Annotated in this window: 11 protein-coding genes; 10 read left to right on the top strand and 1 reads right to left on the bottom strand. The window is 56.5% G+C overall.

From position 1 onward, the window contains the following. The first annotated feature begins 66 nt into the window (after positions 1 to 66). From ACXAET_RS03580 to ACXAET_RS03555, 6 genes are all read left to right on the top strand, one after another. Complete coding sequence (locus ACXAET_RS03580) at positions 67 to 1,281, top strand: MFS transporter (RefSeq protein WP_475181225.1); 1,215 nt, start codon at positions 67 to 69, stop codon at positions 1,279 to 1,281. Then, positions 1,278 to 1,874 (top strand): YceI family protein, encoded by a 597-nt coding sequence (locus ACXAET_RS03575; protein WP_475181223.1) that lies wholly within the window; start codon positions 1,278 to 1,280, stop codon positions 1,872 to 1,874. The genes ACXAET_RS03580 and ACXAET_RS03575 overlap by 4 nt, the downstream gene beginning before the upstream one ends. A 70-nt stretch (positions 1,875 to 1,944) precedes the next feature. After that, positions 1,945 to 3,165: an MFS transporter gene (locus ACXAET_RS03570; protein WP_475181218.1), complete on the top strand. Its 1,221-nt coding sequence runs from the start codon at positions 1,945 to 1,947 to the stop codon at positions 3,163 to 3,165. Between the two features lie 182 nt (positions 3,166 to 3,347). Next, the gene (gene metG, locus ACXAET_RS03565) at positions 3,348 to 5,066 is read left to right on the top strand and encodes a methionine--tRNA ligase (RefSeq protein ID WP_475181215.1); all 1,719 of its coding nucleotides are present in this window, start codon (positions 3,348 to 3,350) and stop codon (positions 5,064 to 5,066) included. 252 nt (positions 5,067 to 5,318) lie between these two features. After that, a complete protein-coding gene (locus tag ACXAET_RS03560) occupies positions 5,319 to 6,485 on the top strand; it encodes an efflux RND transporter periplasmic adaptor subunit (RefSeq protein WP_475181213.1) in 1,167 nt (388 codons plus the stop codon). Between the two features lie 3 nt (positions 6,486 to 6,488). Further along, a complete protein-coding gene (locus tag ACXAET_RS03555; protein WP_475181211.1) occupies positions 6,489 to 9,626 on the top strand; it encodes an efflux RND transporter permease subunit in 3,138 nt (1,045 codons plus the stop codon). Positions 9,627 to 9,664: 38 nt separating this feature from the next. Here the strand turns inward: ACXAET_RS03555 and glpD are convergent, their stop codons facing one another. Next, complete coding sequence (glpD, locus tag ACXAET_RS03550) at positions 9,665 to 11,248, bottom strand: glycerol-3-phosphate dehydrogenase (protein ID WP_475181208.1); 1,584 nt, start codon at positions 11,246 to 11,248, stop codon at positions 9,665 to 9,667. 190 nt (positions 11,249 to 11,438) lie between these two features. On the opposite strand from glpD, the gene ACXAET_RS03545 reads away from it, so the two are divergent. The 4 genes from ACXAET_RS03545 to ACXAET_RS03530 all read left to right on the top strand — a co-directional run bounded on the left by ACXAET_RS03545 (position 11,439) and on the right by ACXAET_RS03530 (position 15,437). Further along, on the top strand, positions 11,439 to 12,200 hold the full coding sequence (locus tag ACXAET_RS03545; RefSeq protein ID WP_475181205.1) for a DeoR/GlpR family DNA-binding transcription regulator: 762 nt from the start codon (positions 11,439 to 11,441) through the stop codon (positions 12,198 to 12,200). A 135-nt stretch (positions 12,201 to 12,335) separates the two neighbouring features. After that, on the top strand, positions 12,336 to 12,698 hold the full coding sequence (locus ACXAET_RS03540) for a DUF3302 domain-containing protein (RefSeq protein ID WP_475181202.1): 363 nt from the start codon (positions 12,336 to 12,338) through the stop codon (positions 12,696 to 12,698). Positions 12,699 to 12,719: 21 nt separating this feature from the next. After that, complete coding sequence (locus tag ACXAET_RS03535) at positions 12,720 to 13,865, top strand: HlyD family secretion protein (RefSeq protein ID WP_475181201.1); 1,146 nt, start codon at positions 12,720 to 12,722, stop codon at positions 13,863 to 13,865. Positions 13,866 to 13,874: 9 nt separating this feature from the next. Further along, entirely contained in the window at positions 13,875 to 15,437 is a 1,563-nt protein-coding gene (locus ACXAET_RS03530) for an efflux transporter outer membrane subunit (protein ID WP_475181199.1), read from the top strand. The last annotated feature ends 2 nt before the right edge of the window (positions 15,438 to 15,439 follow it).

Genomic DNA, 15,439 nt, shown 5'->3' with positions numbered 1-15,439 from the left:
AAAAAATTCGTAAAGTTAAATAACTTGTGACTGGCAAAAGCTTGACACCGGCCCTAGCGTCTCTGCATGAGTCATCCGATCCATGACAGCCGCTATTCCTGGCTCCGCCTGCTGATCACACTCGCCATTGCGACGGTGGCGAATGTCGGCATGTGGGCGGTGATCGTCGTGATGCCTGCAATCGAGACGCAGTTTGGCGCCGGACGGGCCGAGGCTTCCCTGCCTTATGTTCTGGCGATGGTCGGCTTTGCGCTTGGGAATATGTGGCTGGGGCAGATGGTCGACAGGCTGGGTGTGACCAAAGCGCTGATCGGAGCAGCGGTACTGAGCGCGGTCAGCTATCTACTGGCAACATGGGCACCGAACATCCTGCTGCTGTCCGTGGCGCATTTGCTACTGGGGCTTGGGACGTCGATCGGGTTTGGCCCCCTGATCGCTGATATCTCGCATTGGTTTATGCGGCGGCGTGGGATTGCCGTGGCACTGGTAGCCAGTGGCAACTACTTGTCCGGAGCTATCTGGCCAACGATGCTATCCGGTATTCTAGCTCGCGATGGCTGGCAACAGGTCTATTTGACACTCGCCCTAATCACCTTGGTTGTTGTTATTCCCCTCTCTCTTCTGCTGCGTCGGCAAGTCCCGATCGAAGCGCATAGCACAGCCGCTGCCAATGCTCAGATCAACGCGCGTAGCGTCGGAATTTCGCCACGCGCCCTGCAATACATTTTAGGTCTGGCCGGTATCGGGTGCTGCGTTGCGATGTCTATGCCGCAGGTTCACATCGTTTCTTACTGCGTCGGGCTGGGCTACGGTCCCGCCGTAGGGGCCGAGATGTTGTCGCTTATGCTTATGGGCGGAGTGGTCAGTCGGGTGATCTCGGGCGTCGTGGCCGATAAGCTGGGGGGTGTCATGACCTTGTTGGGCGGATCGGTGCTTCAATGCATCGCGCTCTTCCTGTTCCTGCCCTATGACGGGATGGTTTCACTGTATATCGTCAGCTTGTTGTTCGGTTTGGCACAGGGTGGCATCGTGCCGAGCTATGCGCTGGTCGTGCGCGAATACATGCCCCCGCAAGAGGCCGGAGCGCGAGTAGGTTTCGTCATGATGATGACCATCCTCGGCATGGCACTTGGCGGCTGGATGTCCGGTTGGATTTACGACGTGACCGGAAACTACCAGCTCGCCTTTATCAACGGCATACTCTGGAACGGGCTGAACATCGCCATACTGCTGGTGTTGCTTCACCGCTCACGCCCCCGCAGGCAAGAGGTCATGGCATGACCGGGTTGACCCGTCGGATCCTGCTGGCGGGGCTTGCGAGCCTTTCCGTGGCGCACCCTACCCGTGCCGCAACCACCCGGTACGTACTGGTCCCCGAGGGCACGTCCGTGGACTTTACATTCGACATATCGGGACTCGCCCAATCCGGCACCATGCCAATTCAATCGGCGGATATTCAGATTGACCTGAGCAATCTGGCAAACAGCACTGTAAGTGTAACACTGAACGCTGCCGAAGCACGCACCCGATTGCCTTTTGCCCGCAGCGCAATGCTGGGCCAAGGCGTTCTGGACGTGGAACAATTTCCAACCATTCAGTTCGTTTCAACCGAAGTGCAGCTTGGCGAAGGTGGACGCATATCGCGCGGGGCAACAATCACCGGAGATCTTACACTGCGCGGTGTGACTCGCCCGATCACCTTGCAAGCCGACCTGTTTCGCCCCCCCGGCAGTGACGCCGCCAATCTGGACATGCTTTCTATCCGCCTGACAGGGGCCCTGAATCGTCACGACTTTGGGGCCTCGGGCTATACTGATCTGGTACAGGATACCGTCGGATTGGATATCAAGGCCGAGATCAGACTGGCCGAATAGACAAAAAACGACGCATCAGTGTCGATAAGGCGCGCGCATCGCAAACTTATTGCGTAAAGGTGGCCCCACTATGCGCACGATCATTTCCTTTGCCGCCCTTTTCCTCTCTGTCATATTGCTGCAGCTTTCAACGGGTGGCGTTGGACCGCTTGACGCCATTTCGGGTCTCACGCTCGAGTTCACGACCGGTCAGATCGGTTTGCTTGGTTCGGCTCATTTCATCGGATTCTTTGTTGGCTGCTGGTGGGCACCGCGACTGATGGGGAATGTTGGGCATTCCCGTGCGTTTGCCGTCTGCACCGCCTTGGGCGCAATGGGGCTGCTTGGACACACCTTGACCGATAACCCCTATATCTGGGCGGCCCTCAGGATTGCTTCGGGCACGTGTGTCGCCGGATGCTATACAGTGATTGAGGCTTGGCTGAACGCCAAAGTCACCAACGAAACACGCGGGCGGGCGATGGGAACTTATCGGTTCGTCGACATGGGCGCATCCCTTTGCGCGCAGCTTATCATCGCGGTCCTGCCCCCTGCATCTTATGTTTCATATAACCTTCTGGCTATTTTGTGCTGTGCGGCGTTGCTGCCATTAACCCTGACCAAGGCAAATCAGCCGGAAACCCCCGACGCTCCGCGCCTGCGGCCCAAGCTGGCCTGGCGCAGCTCTCCGCTTGCGGTTGCGGGCGTGATCGTCGCGGCACTCAGCTCTGCCTCATTTCGTATGGTTGGCCCTGTTTACGGGCAAGAGGTTGGACTGAATGTCGATCAGATCGCCTTTTTCCTCGCATCATTTGTTCTGGGCGGAGCCTTGGCGCAATACCCGCTTGGCTGGCTTGCAGATAAATATGACAGGCGATGGGTGCTGATCTGGCTGTCCGTCGCTGCGGTGCTCAGTTGCGGTGTGACGATGGCTGCCAGTGACACCGGCACTGTGGGCGTTATGCTGGCGGCTGCGGTCTTTGGCCTCACAACTTTCCCGATCTTTTCGGTTTCGTCAGCCCACGCAAATGACTTTGCGACCACCGAAGAGCGTGTCGAACTCTCTGCGGCGTTGATGTTCTGGTATGCGCTGGGGGCGATTGCATCGCCCTACGTCTCATCGACTCTGATTCAGCAATATGGTCCAGGTGCGTTGTTCGCGTTCGTCGCCGCCGGACATGTCGTATTGATCGTGTTCGGTGTGGCTAGGATGCGGTCGCGCCCGACACCGGAGGCACGGACGAACTATGTCTATGCGCCGCGTACATCTTTCACCATAGGGCGATTGCTGAAAAGATCCCGAGAGGAATAGCGACCCTGCTAGGCTTTGCTATTAAGCCCAACGAAACCATTCAGGCACGGGCTTTCAATGCGCACGCAATTCGTTTCTTTAGGCTTTGTTCGGTTTTGCAGGGCTAGAAGACAGAAACCGGTCTTTTGCTGATCGCCTACATCATGTAGACGGGCGCGCAGATAGACACGTGGACACGCAAAATGGCTCGGATTCTCATTACTTCTGCGATCCCTTACATCAACGGGATCAAGCACCTCGGCAACCTGATCGGCTCGCAACTTCCTGCCGATCTTTATGCGCGTTATCAGCGCGGCCGGGGGAATGAGGTCATGTTCCTATGCGCCACTGATGAACACGGCACCCCGGCGGAACTGGCCGCGGCCAAGGCGGGCAAACCTGTGGCCGAATACTGCGCCGATATGTATGCCGTGCAGGCAGATATCGCGAAACGGTTCGGTCTGAGCTTCGATCACTTTGGTCGTTCATCAAGCGAGCAGAACAAACGCCTGACTCAGCACTTCGCAGGCAAGTTGGATGATGCAGGTCTGATCCGTGAGGTGAGCGAGAAGCAGGTCTACTCCAACACGGATGGCCGGTTTCTGCCCGACCGCTACATTGAAGGCACCTGCCCCAACTGCGGTTATGAGCGCGCGCGCGGCGACCAATGTGAGAACTGCACCAAGCAGCTTGATCCCACCGATCTGATCAATCCACGCTCGGCGATTTCGGGGTCTACTGACCTTGAGGTGCGCGAGACCAAGCACCTGTATCTGCGTCAGTCCGCAATGAAAGATCAGCTGGATGCGTGGATCGACTCCAAGACAGATTGGCCGATCCTGACAACCTCGATTGCCAAGAAGTGGTTGCATGATGGTGACGGCCTACAAGACCGGGGCATCACCCGCGATCTGGACTGGGGGGTACCGGTCAAAAAAGGCGATCAGGACTGGCCGGGCATGGAAGGCAAGGTCTTCTACGTCTGGTTCGACGCGCCAATTGAATACATCGCCTGCGCCAAAGAGTGGGCCGATGCCAACGGCAAAAGCGACGCAGACTGGGAACGCTGGTGGCGCACCGACAAAGGCGCGGACGACGTGCGTTACGTGCAATTCATGGGCAAGGACAACGTCCCCTTTCATACGCTGTCATTCCCGGCCACCATTCTTGGTTCGGGCGAGCCGTGGAAAATGGTCGATCACCTAAAGTCATTCAACTACCTGAACTATGACGGCGGCCAGTTCTCGACCTCGCAGGGCCGTGGCGTGTTCATGGATCAGGCGCTGGAAATCCTGCCCGCCGATTACTGGCGCTGGTGGCTGCTAAGCCATGCGCCCGAAAGCAGCGATAGTGAGTTCACCTGGGAAAACTTCCAGCAATCGGTGAACAAGGACCTTGCAGACGTTCTGGGTAACTTCGTCAGTCGGATTACCAAGTTCTGCCGCTCGAAGTTTGGCGAAGCGGTGCCCGAGGGCGGTGCCCTTGGAGCGCGTGAACAAACTCTAATCGAAGACCTGACCAAACGCATCCGCGCCTACGAAGGGCATATGGAGGCAATGGAGGTTCGCAAGTCCGCTCAAGAACTGCGGGCGATCTGGGTTGCAGGCAACGAATATCTGCAAGCCGCAGCGCCATGGTCGACCTTTAAAGAGGACCCGGACCAAGCCGCGGTACAGGTGCGTTTGGGCCTGAATCTGATCCGCCTATATGCCGTGCTGAGCGCGCCGTTCATTCCTGAGACATCAGCCAAGATGCTGAGCGCGATGAACACGCTGGACACAAGCTGGCCCGACGACGTTGCTGCTGCACTTAACGCCTTGCCTGCGGGCCATTCCTTCACCGTTCCTGACGTGTTGTTCGCTAAGGTTGCCGATGAACAGCGTGAAGACTGGCAAGATCGGTTTTCAGGCACTCGCACCTGATCTGGCGCCAATCGGAATTTGATAGCGGGGGCTGGCAGTCCCCGTTTCTGACTTTTTGCCCATTTTGCATCAGCACCTTGATCTAAGTCGGCCTATAACCGACGAAATTTTGTCGTTTCCTGCGTCCGCTTCGCATTCAAGATGCTTGAGATATGATTTTAAAACGTCCATCCTGACGTGGAAATCAGTCGACTCGTCAGGGTGGCACACCGTTCTGGCGCAAGAAATCGCATTTATATCGAGGCGCCTGCCATGTCCCTTGCATTGAAGAACACTTTATTCCGTTTTACCGGACCCAGCAGCATGCTTGCAGCCTTGGCCTGCCTGACCGTTGCGCAAGTGGCTGCCGCCCAGGATCAAGGTGACGCCGCCCCGCCAAAAGTGTCGATCGCAGCAGCCTATACCGAGGAAATCACCGAAGAGGCCGTGTTTATCGGTCGCGCCGAGGCACTGAACAAGGTCGACATCGTCGCGCGTGTTGGCGGTTTCCTCGAAAGCCAGAACGTCGAAGATGGCGCGTTGGTCAAGCAGGGCGACCTGCTCTTCACTATTGAACCCGATCTTTACCAAGCAACACTTGAGGCGCGGAACGCTGATTTGGACCGGGCCGAGGCCAATCTTGAACTGGCAAAGGTTGAACTGGCGCGAAAACAAGAGCTTTTCGAACGGGATGCCACCCCCGAAGCCGAGCGTGACATCGCGCGCGCAAATGAACTGGTGGCCGAGGCCGAAGTGAAAGCCGCCCATGCTGCAATACAGCAAGCAGAACTTGACCTCAACTACACTGAAATTCACGCGCCTTTCGACGGACGCATCGGCCGGGTCGCGATCAGTGTCGGTGACGTGGTTGGGCCAACCAACCCGCCGCTGGTCAATATCGTCAGCGAGGCTCCGATCTACGTGAATTTTTCGGTAAACGAAAAGCAATTCACGTCGGTCCTTGAGACCATGAGCGCGACACCTTCGTCCCTGTCCGAGAATGAAAAAAGCCCGAATGTGCGCATAAACCTGCCAAACGGAACAGAACTGGATGAGACAGGAAAGATCGTGTTCGTCGACAACCGCATTGACCCCTTGACCGGTGCCATTGCAATGCGCGCCGAGTTCGCAAATGCTAACCGGTTGATCGTCGACGGGGCATTCCTGAATGTACGGATCGAGGCGCTGGAACCAACACTTGAGGTTCTGATCCCCCAAGCCGCGCTGCAACGTGATCAACGGGGAGATTTCGTGCTAGTGGTCAACGATCAGCAGATGGTGGAACAGCGTTACATCACCACCGGCAACACCGAAGGCACGGCGGTTATCGTCAAAGACGGTCTTCGCGAGGGCGAAAGCGTGATTGTTGAAGGTTTACAAAGGGTCCGGCCTGGCGTTGCCGTTGATGCGGTCGTCGCATCTGAGCAGCCGGGAGAATAATCAATGTTCTCAGCCCTGTTCATCAGCCGCCCCAAGCTGGCGCTCGTTATTTCGCTTGTCCTGACAATCATGGGCGGTATCGGCTATCTGGTCCTGCCCGTGGCACAATTTCCCGACATCACCCCACCGGTTGTCAGTGTGTCCACAACGTATACCGGTGCAAACGCCGAAACTGTTGAAAATACCGTCGCTGCGCCAATTGAAGCGCAGGTAAACGGCGTGGATGACATGATCTATATGACGTCCACGTCTTCGGACAACGGTAGCTATTCGCTGAATATTACCTTCGAAGTGGGAACCGACCCAGACATCGCCTCAGTCAACGTGCAGAACCGCGTGGCGCAGGCGATGTCCTCGCTTCCGGCCGAGGTGACGTCATCGGGTGTGGTCACGCAAAAGGCGTCGACCAACATGCTGTTGCTGGTCACTCTGACCTCGCCGAATGGTACTTATGACAGTGTGTTCTTGTCGAACTATGCGTCGATCAACCTCAAAGACGCGTTGGCGCGTATTCAAGGTGTCGGCAAGGCGGACGTTCTGACCAATCTGGAATATGCCATGCGGATCTGGATGGACCCGGATCAGATGGCGGCTTTGTCGATCACGCCGGGCGACGTGATCAACGCCATTCGCGAGCAAAACGTCGAAGTATCGGCAGGGTCAATCGGGGCGCCTCCGGTTCCTGAAGGGCAAACCTTTCAGTACACGATCAAGACCAAGGGTCGTCTGACCTCGGCCGATGAATTCGGAGAGATTGTCATTCGCACCGGCGATGCAGGGTCAATCGTTCGGGTCAGGGATATTGCACGTGTGGAACTGGGCGCAGAATACTATGCGGCCTCGGGTTTTTTCGACAGCGTTCCAGCAACTGTTCTCGGCATCTACCAAGCCCCCGGTGCAAACGCGCTGGCGGTCTCTGAACGCGTTGAGGCAGAGCTTGAGCGCCTATCGCGCACATTCCCATCCGATGTGGAATATGGCGTCCCCTTCAACACCACGGACTTTGTGGAACAATCCCTGAATGATGTGGTCTCAACCCTGATTTTGACCTTCACCCTGGTCATTTCCGTTGTGTTCGTCTTCCTTGGCAGCTGGCGCGCGACAATTATTCCCGCGGTCGCAATCCCGGTCTCACTGATCGGGACATTCGCATTCCTGCTGTTGTTCGGAATGTCGTTGAACACAATCTCGCTGTTCGCCCTGGTTCTGGCTATCGGGATCGTGGTGGACGATGCAATTGTTGTTGTCGAAAACGTTGAACGGATCATCGCAGAGGAAGGGTTGCCGCCCGCCGAGGCAACCCGAAAGGCGATGGGGCAGATTACTGGCCCGGTCATCGCAACCACGTTGGTTCTGCTGGCCGTGTTTGTGCCGGTGACGTTCATGCCCGGCATCTCAGGGCGGCTGTATTCACAGTTCGCCGTGACGATCTCAACCGCGGTTGTGATCTCATCCATCAACGCGCTGACGCTGTCTCCAGCCTTGTGCGGGCTGGTTCTGCGGGCACGTTCCGGTCCCCCCAAAGGGCTGTTGGCCGTCTTCGAAAACTTCATCGGCACCGTTCGGGGCGGCTATGTCGCAATTGTTCGTAAACTGCTGATCCTGCCTGTTATTGGACTTGGCATCATCGTCGCGTTGGCAATGGGCGGCGGGACGATCATGTCGAACACATCCAGTGGCTTCCTGCCGCTTGAGGATAACGGATATCTTTTCGTCGACATCCAACTGCCCGATGCGGCCACGTTGGAACGGACCGAGGTCGTCTCGGCCCGTTTGGATGAGCAGATTCAGCAAATCCCCGGTGTATCAAGTACAGTTCTCATCAACGGCTACTCGATGCTGAACGGGACCATCACCAACGGAGCCGCAATCTTTGTAAACCTCATCAACTGGGACGAGCGTCAGGAGGAAGACCTGAGCGCCAACGCGATTCTTGCGAAAATCCTGGCCATTGCCAACGGTGAGTCCGCGGCCTCGGTCGTTGCGTTCAATCCGCCACCCATTCAGGGTCTGGGCATGTCGGCCGGTGTTGAAATGGAGGTCCAGCAAACCGGTGGCGGGTCGCCGCAGGATTTGGCTGCGGCCGTGGGATCGTTTGTCTACGCGGCGAACCAGAGACCCGAGATCGGTCAGTCTTACACGACGTTCCGGGCAAACGTGCCGCAGTTGTTTGTTGATCTGGACCGCGAGAAAGCCAAAACGCTGCAAGTGTCGGTGGCCGAAGTATTCCAGACCATGCAGGCGCAATTGGGTTCGTACTACGTGAACGACTTCAACCTGTTCGGTAGGGTCTATCGCGTGATGATCCAGGCCGACGGCAGTTATCGCGACAATGTCGAGGATATCTCGAACCTTTATGTTCGTTCCACGACGGGTGAGATGGTTCCTCTGGGAACACTGGTCGATGTAGAAAACGTATTAGGCCCAGTTCTGCTGAAACGGCACAACCTGTTCCGCTCAGCCACTGTTACGGCAGTTCCTGCGCCAGGTCTTTCAACGGGTGACGCCATCGCCGTGATGACCGAAGAATCCACGACCGCCCTGCCCCCGGGTTACGCGTTCGAATGGACAGGTACCGCGCAACAGCAATTGGCGACGGGCGGGCTTGTCGTTGTGATCCTGGGTCTTGCGATCATGTTCGGATATCTCTTCCTAGTTGGCCAATACGAAAGTTGGAGCATGCCGGTTTCCATCCTGCTTTCGGTAATCGTTGCCCTATTCGGCGCGGTGGCTGCGGTTGCTGTCGTTGGCAGCGATATCAACCTGTATACTCAGATTGGGATGATCATGCTTGTCGGCCTCGCATCGAAGAACGGCATTCTGATCGTCGAGTTCGCGATGGAGCAACGGGCCCAAGGTTTGTCGATCAAAGAGGCCGCCGCCGAAGCCGCGTTTCAGCGTTTCCGCGCGGTGATGATGACCGCATTGTCGTTCCTGCTGGGTGTGGTCCCGCTGCTGGCGGCCAGCGGTGCAGGCGCGGCCAGCCAGAAGGCCATCGGCGTGGCCGTGTTTGGTGGAATGCTGGCAGCAACGCTGGTTGGCGTCATTCTGGTGCCGGTTCTATACGCGTTGATGCAAAGCCTCAGGGAATGGATCAAGGGGTCAAAGAACGATCCCGGACCATCCGAGGAAACAGCCTAGGCTTAACGAAAAACCCCGCCTGTCTGGCGGGGTTTTTTCTAGGCGGCAGCTTGCCTACGTTGGTCCATCCAATCCTGAATGCGCGCGACCTGATCTGCACTTAGTCGCAGACCAAGCTTGTTGCGACGCCAAACGACATCTTCGGCCATACGCGCATACTCTTTGTCCATCAGCCATTGCAGTTCCCGCGCGGTCAGCGTAGCGCCAAAATCTTCTCCCAAATCCGCGGCGGTTTTCGCATCCTCCAAAATATCTCGAGCCTCGGTCCCATAGGCCCGTACAAGGCGTTCGGCCCAAGCGCGGTCCAAGAAGACAAAATCTTCCTCTAGACCGGCGACCAAATCCTGCACCCCATCAACCGAAAAGTCTCCTCCGGGTAAGGCAACGCCTGCGGTCCACGGGCCGGGCAGATCCGGAAAATACTCGGCCACTTTCTTAAGCGCGCATTCCGCCAACCGTCGATAAGTTGTGATCTTGCCGCCAAAGACATTCAGCACGGGCGCCCCACCCTGCGCATCGACTTTAAGCGTATAGTCCCGTGTCGCCGCAGTCGCGCTGCTGGCACCGTCATCATAGAGCGGCCGCACCCCGGAATAGGTCCAGACGATCTCATCGCGCGTCACAGGGGTTTTGAAGTACTTCGTGGCGAAGGCGCACAGATACTCTTGTTCTGCTTCGGTACAGACTGGAAGCTCGGACGGGTCCGGATGATCCTGATCTGTTGTCCCGATCAGGGTGTAGTCACGCTCGTACGGAATGGCAAAAATGATCCGGCCATCCTCCCCCTGGAAGAAATAGCATTTGTCGTGGTCGAACAGTCTGCGCGTTACGATATGGCTGCCGCGAACCAATCGGACACCTTCACGCGAGTTCACACGGATTTTCGTCTGGATAATGTCGCCAACCCAGGGACCACCCGCGTTGATCAGCATCTTTGCCTTGATCACCCGCGTTTCTTCACTGTCCCGATTGCGAACCGTAACCTGCCATAGATTGCCAATGCGCTCGGCTGACAGAACCTCGGTTCGAACCATGATCTTTGCACCGCGCGCCTCAGCGTCGCGGGCATTAAGTACGACCAGCCGTGAATCTTCGATCCAGCAATCCGAATACTCATAGGCGGTTTCGAACTTGTCCTGCAAAGGCCGCCCCTCAGGCGCGCTTTTTAGATCCAACGAAGCAGTTCCGGGCAGGATTTTTCGCCCACCCAGATGGTCATACATGAACAATCCCAACCGGATCAGCCAAGCCGGGCGGCGTCCTTTCATCCAGGGCATCACAGTACTCAGAAGGCGCGAGGTTGGCGTTTCGGAATCAAAGCGCATATCCGCGTGATACGGAAGGACAAAGCGCATCGGCCAACTGATATGCGGCATCGCCCGCAGCAGGGTTTCGCGTTCGATCAAAGCCTCGCGGACAAGGCGGAACTCAAAATACTCAAGATACCGCAACCCACCATGAAACAACTTGGTTGACGCAGACGACGTCGCCGACGCCAGATCGTTCATCTCAGCCAGCGCCACCGAAAGCCCGCGCCCAGCCGCATCCCGCGCGATGCCGCAGCCGTTGATACCGCCGCCAATGATGAAAAGGTCGAAAACCTGTTCGTTTGTCTGTTCCATAGCTGGATGATTCCCACTTCAAAGCGAAACGCGCGCTCATTAACCGTATCGACCCTCGTTTGGTCAATGCTATTCTTCGTTTATGTTCGTTATGCCGCAATTTGAGGATAAATCTACGGCTGAAGGTGAAGATTATGTTGCGCCTCTAGCAAAAACGAACATAAACGAACCCAAGCAGTAGGAGCAAACCGTGTCCCTTTCCTTTCGACAGTCGGATATCCTGAACATTGCCCGGCAAGACGGACGTGTGATGGTCGAAGACCTTGCCGCTCGGTTCGATGTCACGGTTCAGACCATCCGCCGCGACCTGTCCGAACTGGCGGATATAGGGAAACTGGACCGCGTTCATGGCGGTGCCGTTTTACGCTCGGGCGTTTCCAATATCGGCTACGAAGACCGCCGCGCAATGAACGCCGAGTCCAAAGCCCTGATCGCGCAGCACTGTGCACAGGATATCCCCGATGGTGCATCGATTTTCCTGAACATCGGCACCTCAACCGAGGCGGTAGCCCGACAATTGTTGGGACACAAAGACCTGATGGTGGTGACCAATAACATGAATGTCGCCAACATACTGGTCGATAACCCCAACTGTCAGATCGTTGTGGCGAGCGGTGTTTTGCGGCGATCAGATGGGGGGTTGGTCGGCAATCTGACGGTCGCAACCATCGAGCAGTTCAAATTCGACTTCGCGATCATTGGATGTTCTGCCCTGGATACTGCCGGAGACCTGTTGGATTTTGACTTTCAAGAGGTGCGCGTCAGTCAGACCATCATCGCTCAAGCCCGCCGGACATGTTTGGTGGCAGATCAAACCAAGTTTCAACGCACTGCGCCCGCAAAGATAGCCTCGCTGTCTGACTTGGATACGTTCTACACGGATCAACCTCTGCCCACAGGACTGGCGGAAAAATGCACGGAGTGGCAAACGCAGGTAAAGATCTGCTCCTGAGCTCCGGGTTGTTTCAACGCGCATGAAAGACAGTCCGGCTTTATTGCCGGTACGTACCTACAAGCTACAAATTCATTGACGAACGCGGCTGCAACGGCTGAGATTGGGGCAACCTTCCCGAAAGGAGGCTTACCCATGGGGTTACTAGGGCAGTCGCTGGACTATTATGACTATCTGACGTTTCTGGCGCTGATACTTTTGCTCGCCGCAATTATGGCGCTGTTTCTATTCCTCATGGGCCTGCCGGGGCGCATAGCGATCAAACGTAATCATCCACACGCAGAATCCGTGAAGATCATGGGATGGATGGGGTTCTTAGCCATCGTCCCATGGGTCCACGCCTTTATCTGGGCATTTCATGACAGCGCCACCGTAGATATCCGCCGAATGCCAGATGATGAGCGGGACGCTGTTCGCAAAGAGATCAAGCGACTTGGCGGAACCCTGACCGATGAATACAGCGACCCGCTGGATCCTGAACAGACCAAGAAAAGCTAAGGCCAAAGGAAGTCAAAAAATATGTTTGTCGCCCTAGGCATTACACTATTCTACCTGATTTTCGTCTGGTTCATTTTTTTCAAAGCGAAATGGCTCAAGTTCAACATCGCCTGGGGGATCGTATCTTTTTGGGTCGGCGCGCATCTGTTGTTGGTTTTCTTGGTTGCTCTGCGTTTTTTTCAGCCATTTTCGATCGACAGCCACGTTGTTCGCTCGACCATCCAGATTGTTCCACGTCTGACCGAACCAACAATACTCAGCGAAGTGTTGGTTGAACCAAATACCGAGGTGAAGAAAGGCGACCCCCTTTATCGCTTTGACGACACGGTCTTTTCATTAGAAGTGGCCGAGGCCAGCGCGCAGCTTGTTGCGGCCGAGCAGAACGCCAAAATCCTTGAACAGGACGTGATAGCGGCATCCGAAGCCATTGAACGCGCCAATGCGCAGCTGGCCTATGCGCTGACCCAGCAGGCACGGTACGAAAACCTCGTACCCGCTGGCGGCGCGCGGCAGGATGAACTGGATCGATGGAACGAGCAGGTCACAGAAGATCAGGCACTGGTCAAGGAAGCCGAAGCAAATCTGGAAAAGGCACGGCTGGCGCAAGAGTCACAGATTGACGGCGTGAATACAGGTATCCTGCAGGCGCAGGCGCAGTTGGACAAAGCGCAGTATTTTCTCGACAACACGGTGATCTACGCACCCGAAGACGGCATGATTGTGTCACAACAAGCTCGCCCGGGCCTCGTTGTGGGCGACATTCGGCTGGGCGCAATTGCCAGTTTTGTCACCAAGGACAACCCGTACATCCTGGCGACATATCGCCAGCAAAACCTGAAATTCGTAGAACCGGGGCAAGAGGTTGAGGTGGCGCTTGATCTCTATCCCGGTGAGATACTGACAGGAAAGGTCGAGGCGATCTGGTGGGCGACACGCCAAGGTCAATACCTGCCCTCGGGCCGCCTGCCCGGCTTCGAGATTCCGAAGCTACCGGGACGCATTGCGGTGCAAATTTCGGTCGATGTCCCGGATAGCCACACCCTTCCAGCCGGCGGGCATGCCGCAGTTGCCATCTATACCGGCCAAGGCAAAAGTTTCGAGTTCCTGAGGCGCATCAATATCCGCCTCTACTCTTTCGCCAATTTCATCCGACCATTGGATATCTGAGGAAATGCCATGATCCGGGCCAGACTTCATAGCAGACTGATCGGCACCGTCCTGTGTGGGGCGATTCTGGCAGGATGCGCTCCGGTTGGGCCTGATTTTGTGCGCCCGAATTCTCCGGTCGTGAAGGAATGGATTGAGGTGAACAGTCCCAGCGCAGGTCCAAGCGGGCTAACCTCGCGCAGTGCTCCGGTGGTGAGATGGTGGGAAACCTTCAACGACCCAACGCTGAATAAGCTGATCGCCGAAGCCTATGCCCAAAACCTCGACCTGCAAGTTGCTGGTGCTCGCGTATTACAAGCACGCGCACAACTGGGTATCGCTTTTGGTGAATTGTATCCTCAATCGCAGGCGATCGGCGGCTCAATCGAACGGCGGCAGCTCAGCGACAACTTGGGACCGATCTCGGATATTCAGAGGATTATTCCTCTGGACACCGAGTTTTCAACCTCACAGGTTGGCTTCGACGCACAATGGGAGTTGGACGTCTGGGGCCAGCAACGGCGCGGCGTTCAGGCGGCGCGCTCTAATCTGGCGTTGCAAGTTGCCAATTATGACGACGCGCTTGTGACACTGACGGGGGATGTGGCTGCGCTTTACGTCAATATCCGGGCATTGCAGGAATCTCTGGCCATCGCGCGCGAAAATATCCAATTGCAACAGGAATCCGCCGATCTGACTCAGTTGCGTTTCAACAACGGAATCACGACCGAGTTGGACGTGCAGGAATCCACCGCCCTGCTGAACAACACAAAAGCACTGGTACCGGAAATCGAAAGCGATCTGCAACAGGCCAAGAATGCGCTTGCAGTTCTGCTTGGGACCACACCTTCCCGAATGACAGGTCTGCTGGGCAATTCGGGTCGGATTCCATCGGCCCGCACCAACGTCGCTGTTGGCGTTCCAGCCGAGTTGCTTCGCCGTCGCCCGGATGTGCGCGCAGCTGAGCTTGCGGCAGCCACCCAATCAGCCCAAGTCGGGATCGCGATGGCCGATCTCTACCCGCAGTTCGTTCTGTCGGGGGCGATTGGATTACAGGCCTCGGGCGGGCGGGATCTGTTTTCATCCGCCAGCTCAACCGGGTTGGCCAACGCCGGGGTAGTTTGGAATGTTTTGAATTATGGTCGAATTCAGAACAACGTACGTGCGCAGGATGCGGCGTATCAGGCTTTGATAGCCAACTATCAGAACACTGTTCTGACCGCGTATTCCGAAGTGGAAAGCGCGATGGTGGCGTATGCACAGTCTCGCAAGCAAGTCGGCTTTTATGAAAACAGTGTCGCGGCTTCGCGCAAGGCCGCGCAGATTGCGGTGGATCAATATCGCGATGGAATTGCCGACTATTCTCGCATCCTGAATACGCAGACCGTGCTGCTGCGGTCTCAGGCCAATCTGATCGCGTCTCGGCAGCAGGTATCCAGCAATCTGGTCGCTGTATACAAGGGGCTCGGTGGCGGCTGGCAAATACGGCAGAGTCAGGAATTCCTTCCCGAAACAGTGCTAACCGAAATGGCGTATCGCACCGACTGGGGCGACCTGCTGCAAAACACGCCCACCCGCGCCAGTCTCAACTAGCT

The sequence above is a fragment of the Ruegeria sp. AWH4_226 genome (genome assembly GCF_056159225.1).
The sequence above is the reverse complement of the archived record's forward strand: the minus strand, read 5'-3'. Positions and strand labels throughout refer to the sequence as shown.

What these genes read in the sequence shown, in the direction of transcription:
- ACXAET_RS03580 (WP_475181225.1), top strand. Translation starts at nt 67, where the DNA reads ATGAGTCATCCGATCCATGACAGCCGCTATTCCTGGCTCCGCCTGCTG.
- ACXAET_RS03575 (WP_475181223.1), top strand. Translation starts at nt 1,278, where the DNA reads ATGACCGGGTTGACCCGTCGGATCCTGCTGGCGGGGCTTGCGAGCCTT.
- ACXAET_RS03570 (WP_475181218.1), top strand. Translation starts at nt 1,945, where the DNA reads ATGCGCACGATCATTTCCTTTGCCGCCCTTTTCCTCTCTGTCATATTG.
- metG (WP_475181215.1), top strand. Translation starts at nt 3,348, where the DNA reads ATGGCTCGGATTCTCATTACTTCTGCGATCCCTTACATCAACGGGATC.
- ACXAET_RS03560 (WP_475181213.1), top strand. Translation starts at nt 5,319, where the DNA reads ATGTCCCTTGCATTGAAGAACACTTTATTCCGTTTTACCGGACCCAGC.
- ACXAET_RS03555 (WP_475181211.1), top strand. Translation starts at nt 6,489, where the DNA reads ATGTTCTCAGCCCTGTTCATCAGCCGCCCCAAGCTGGCGCTCGTTATT.
- glpD (WP_475181208.1), bottom strand. Translation starts at nt 11,248, where the DNA reads ATGGAACAGACAAACGAACAGGTTTTCGACCTTTTCATCATTGGCGGC.
- ACXAET_RS03540 (WP_475181202.1), top strand. Translation starts at nt 12,336, where the DNA reads ATGGGGTTACTAGGGCAGTCGCTGGACTATTATGACTATCTGACGTTT.
- ACXAET_RS03535 (WP_475181201.1), top strand. Translation starts at nt 12,720, where the DNA reads ATGTTTGTCGCCCTAGGCATTACACTATTCTACCTGATTTTCGTCTGG.
- ACXAET_RS03530 (WP_475181199.1), top strand. Translation starts at nt 13,875, where the DNA reads ATGATCCGGGCCAGACTTCATAGCAGACTGATCGGCACCGTCCTGTGT.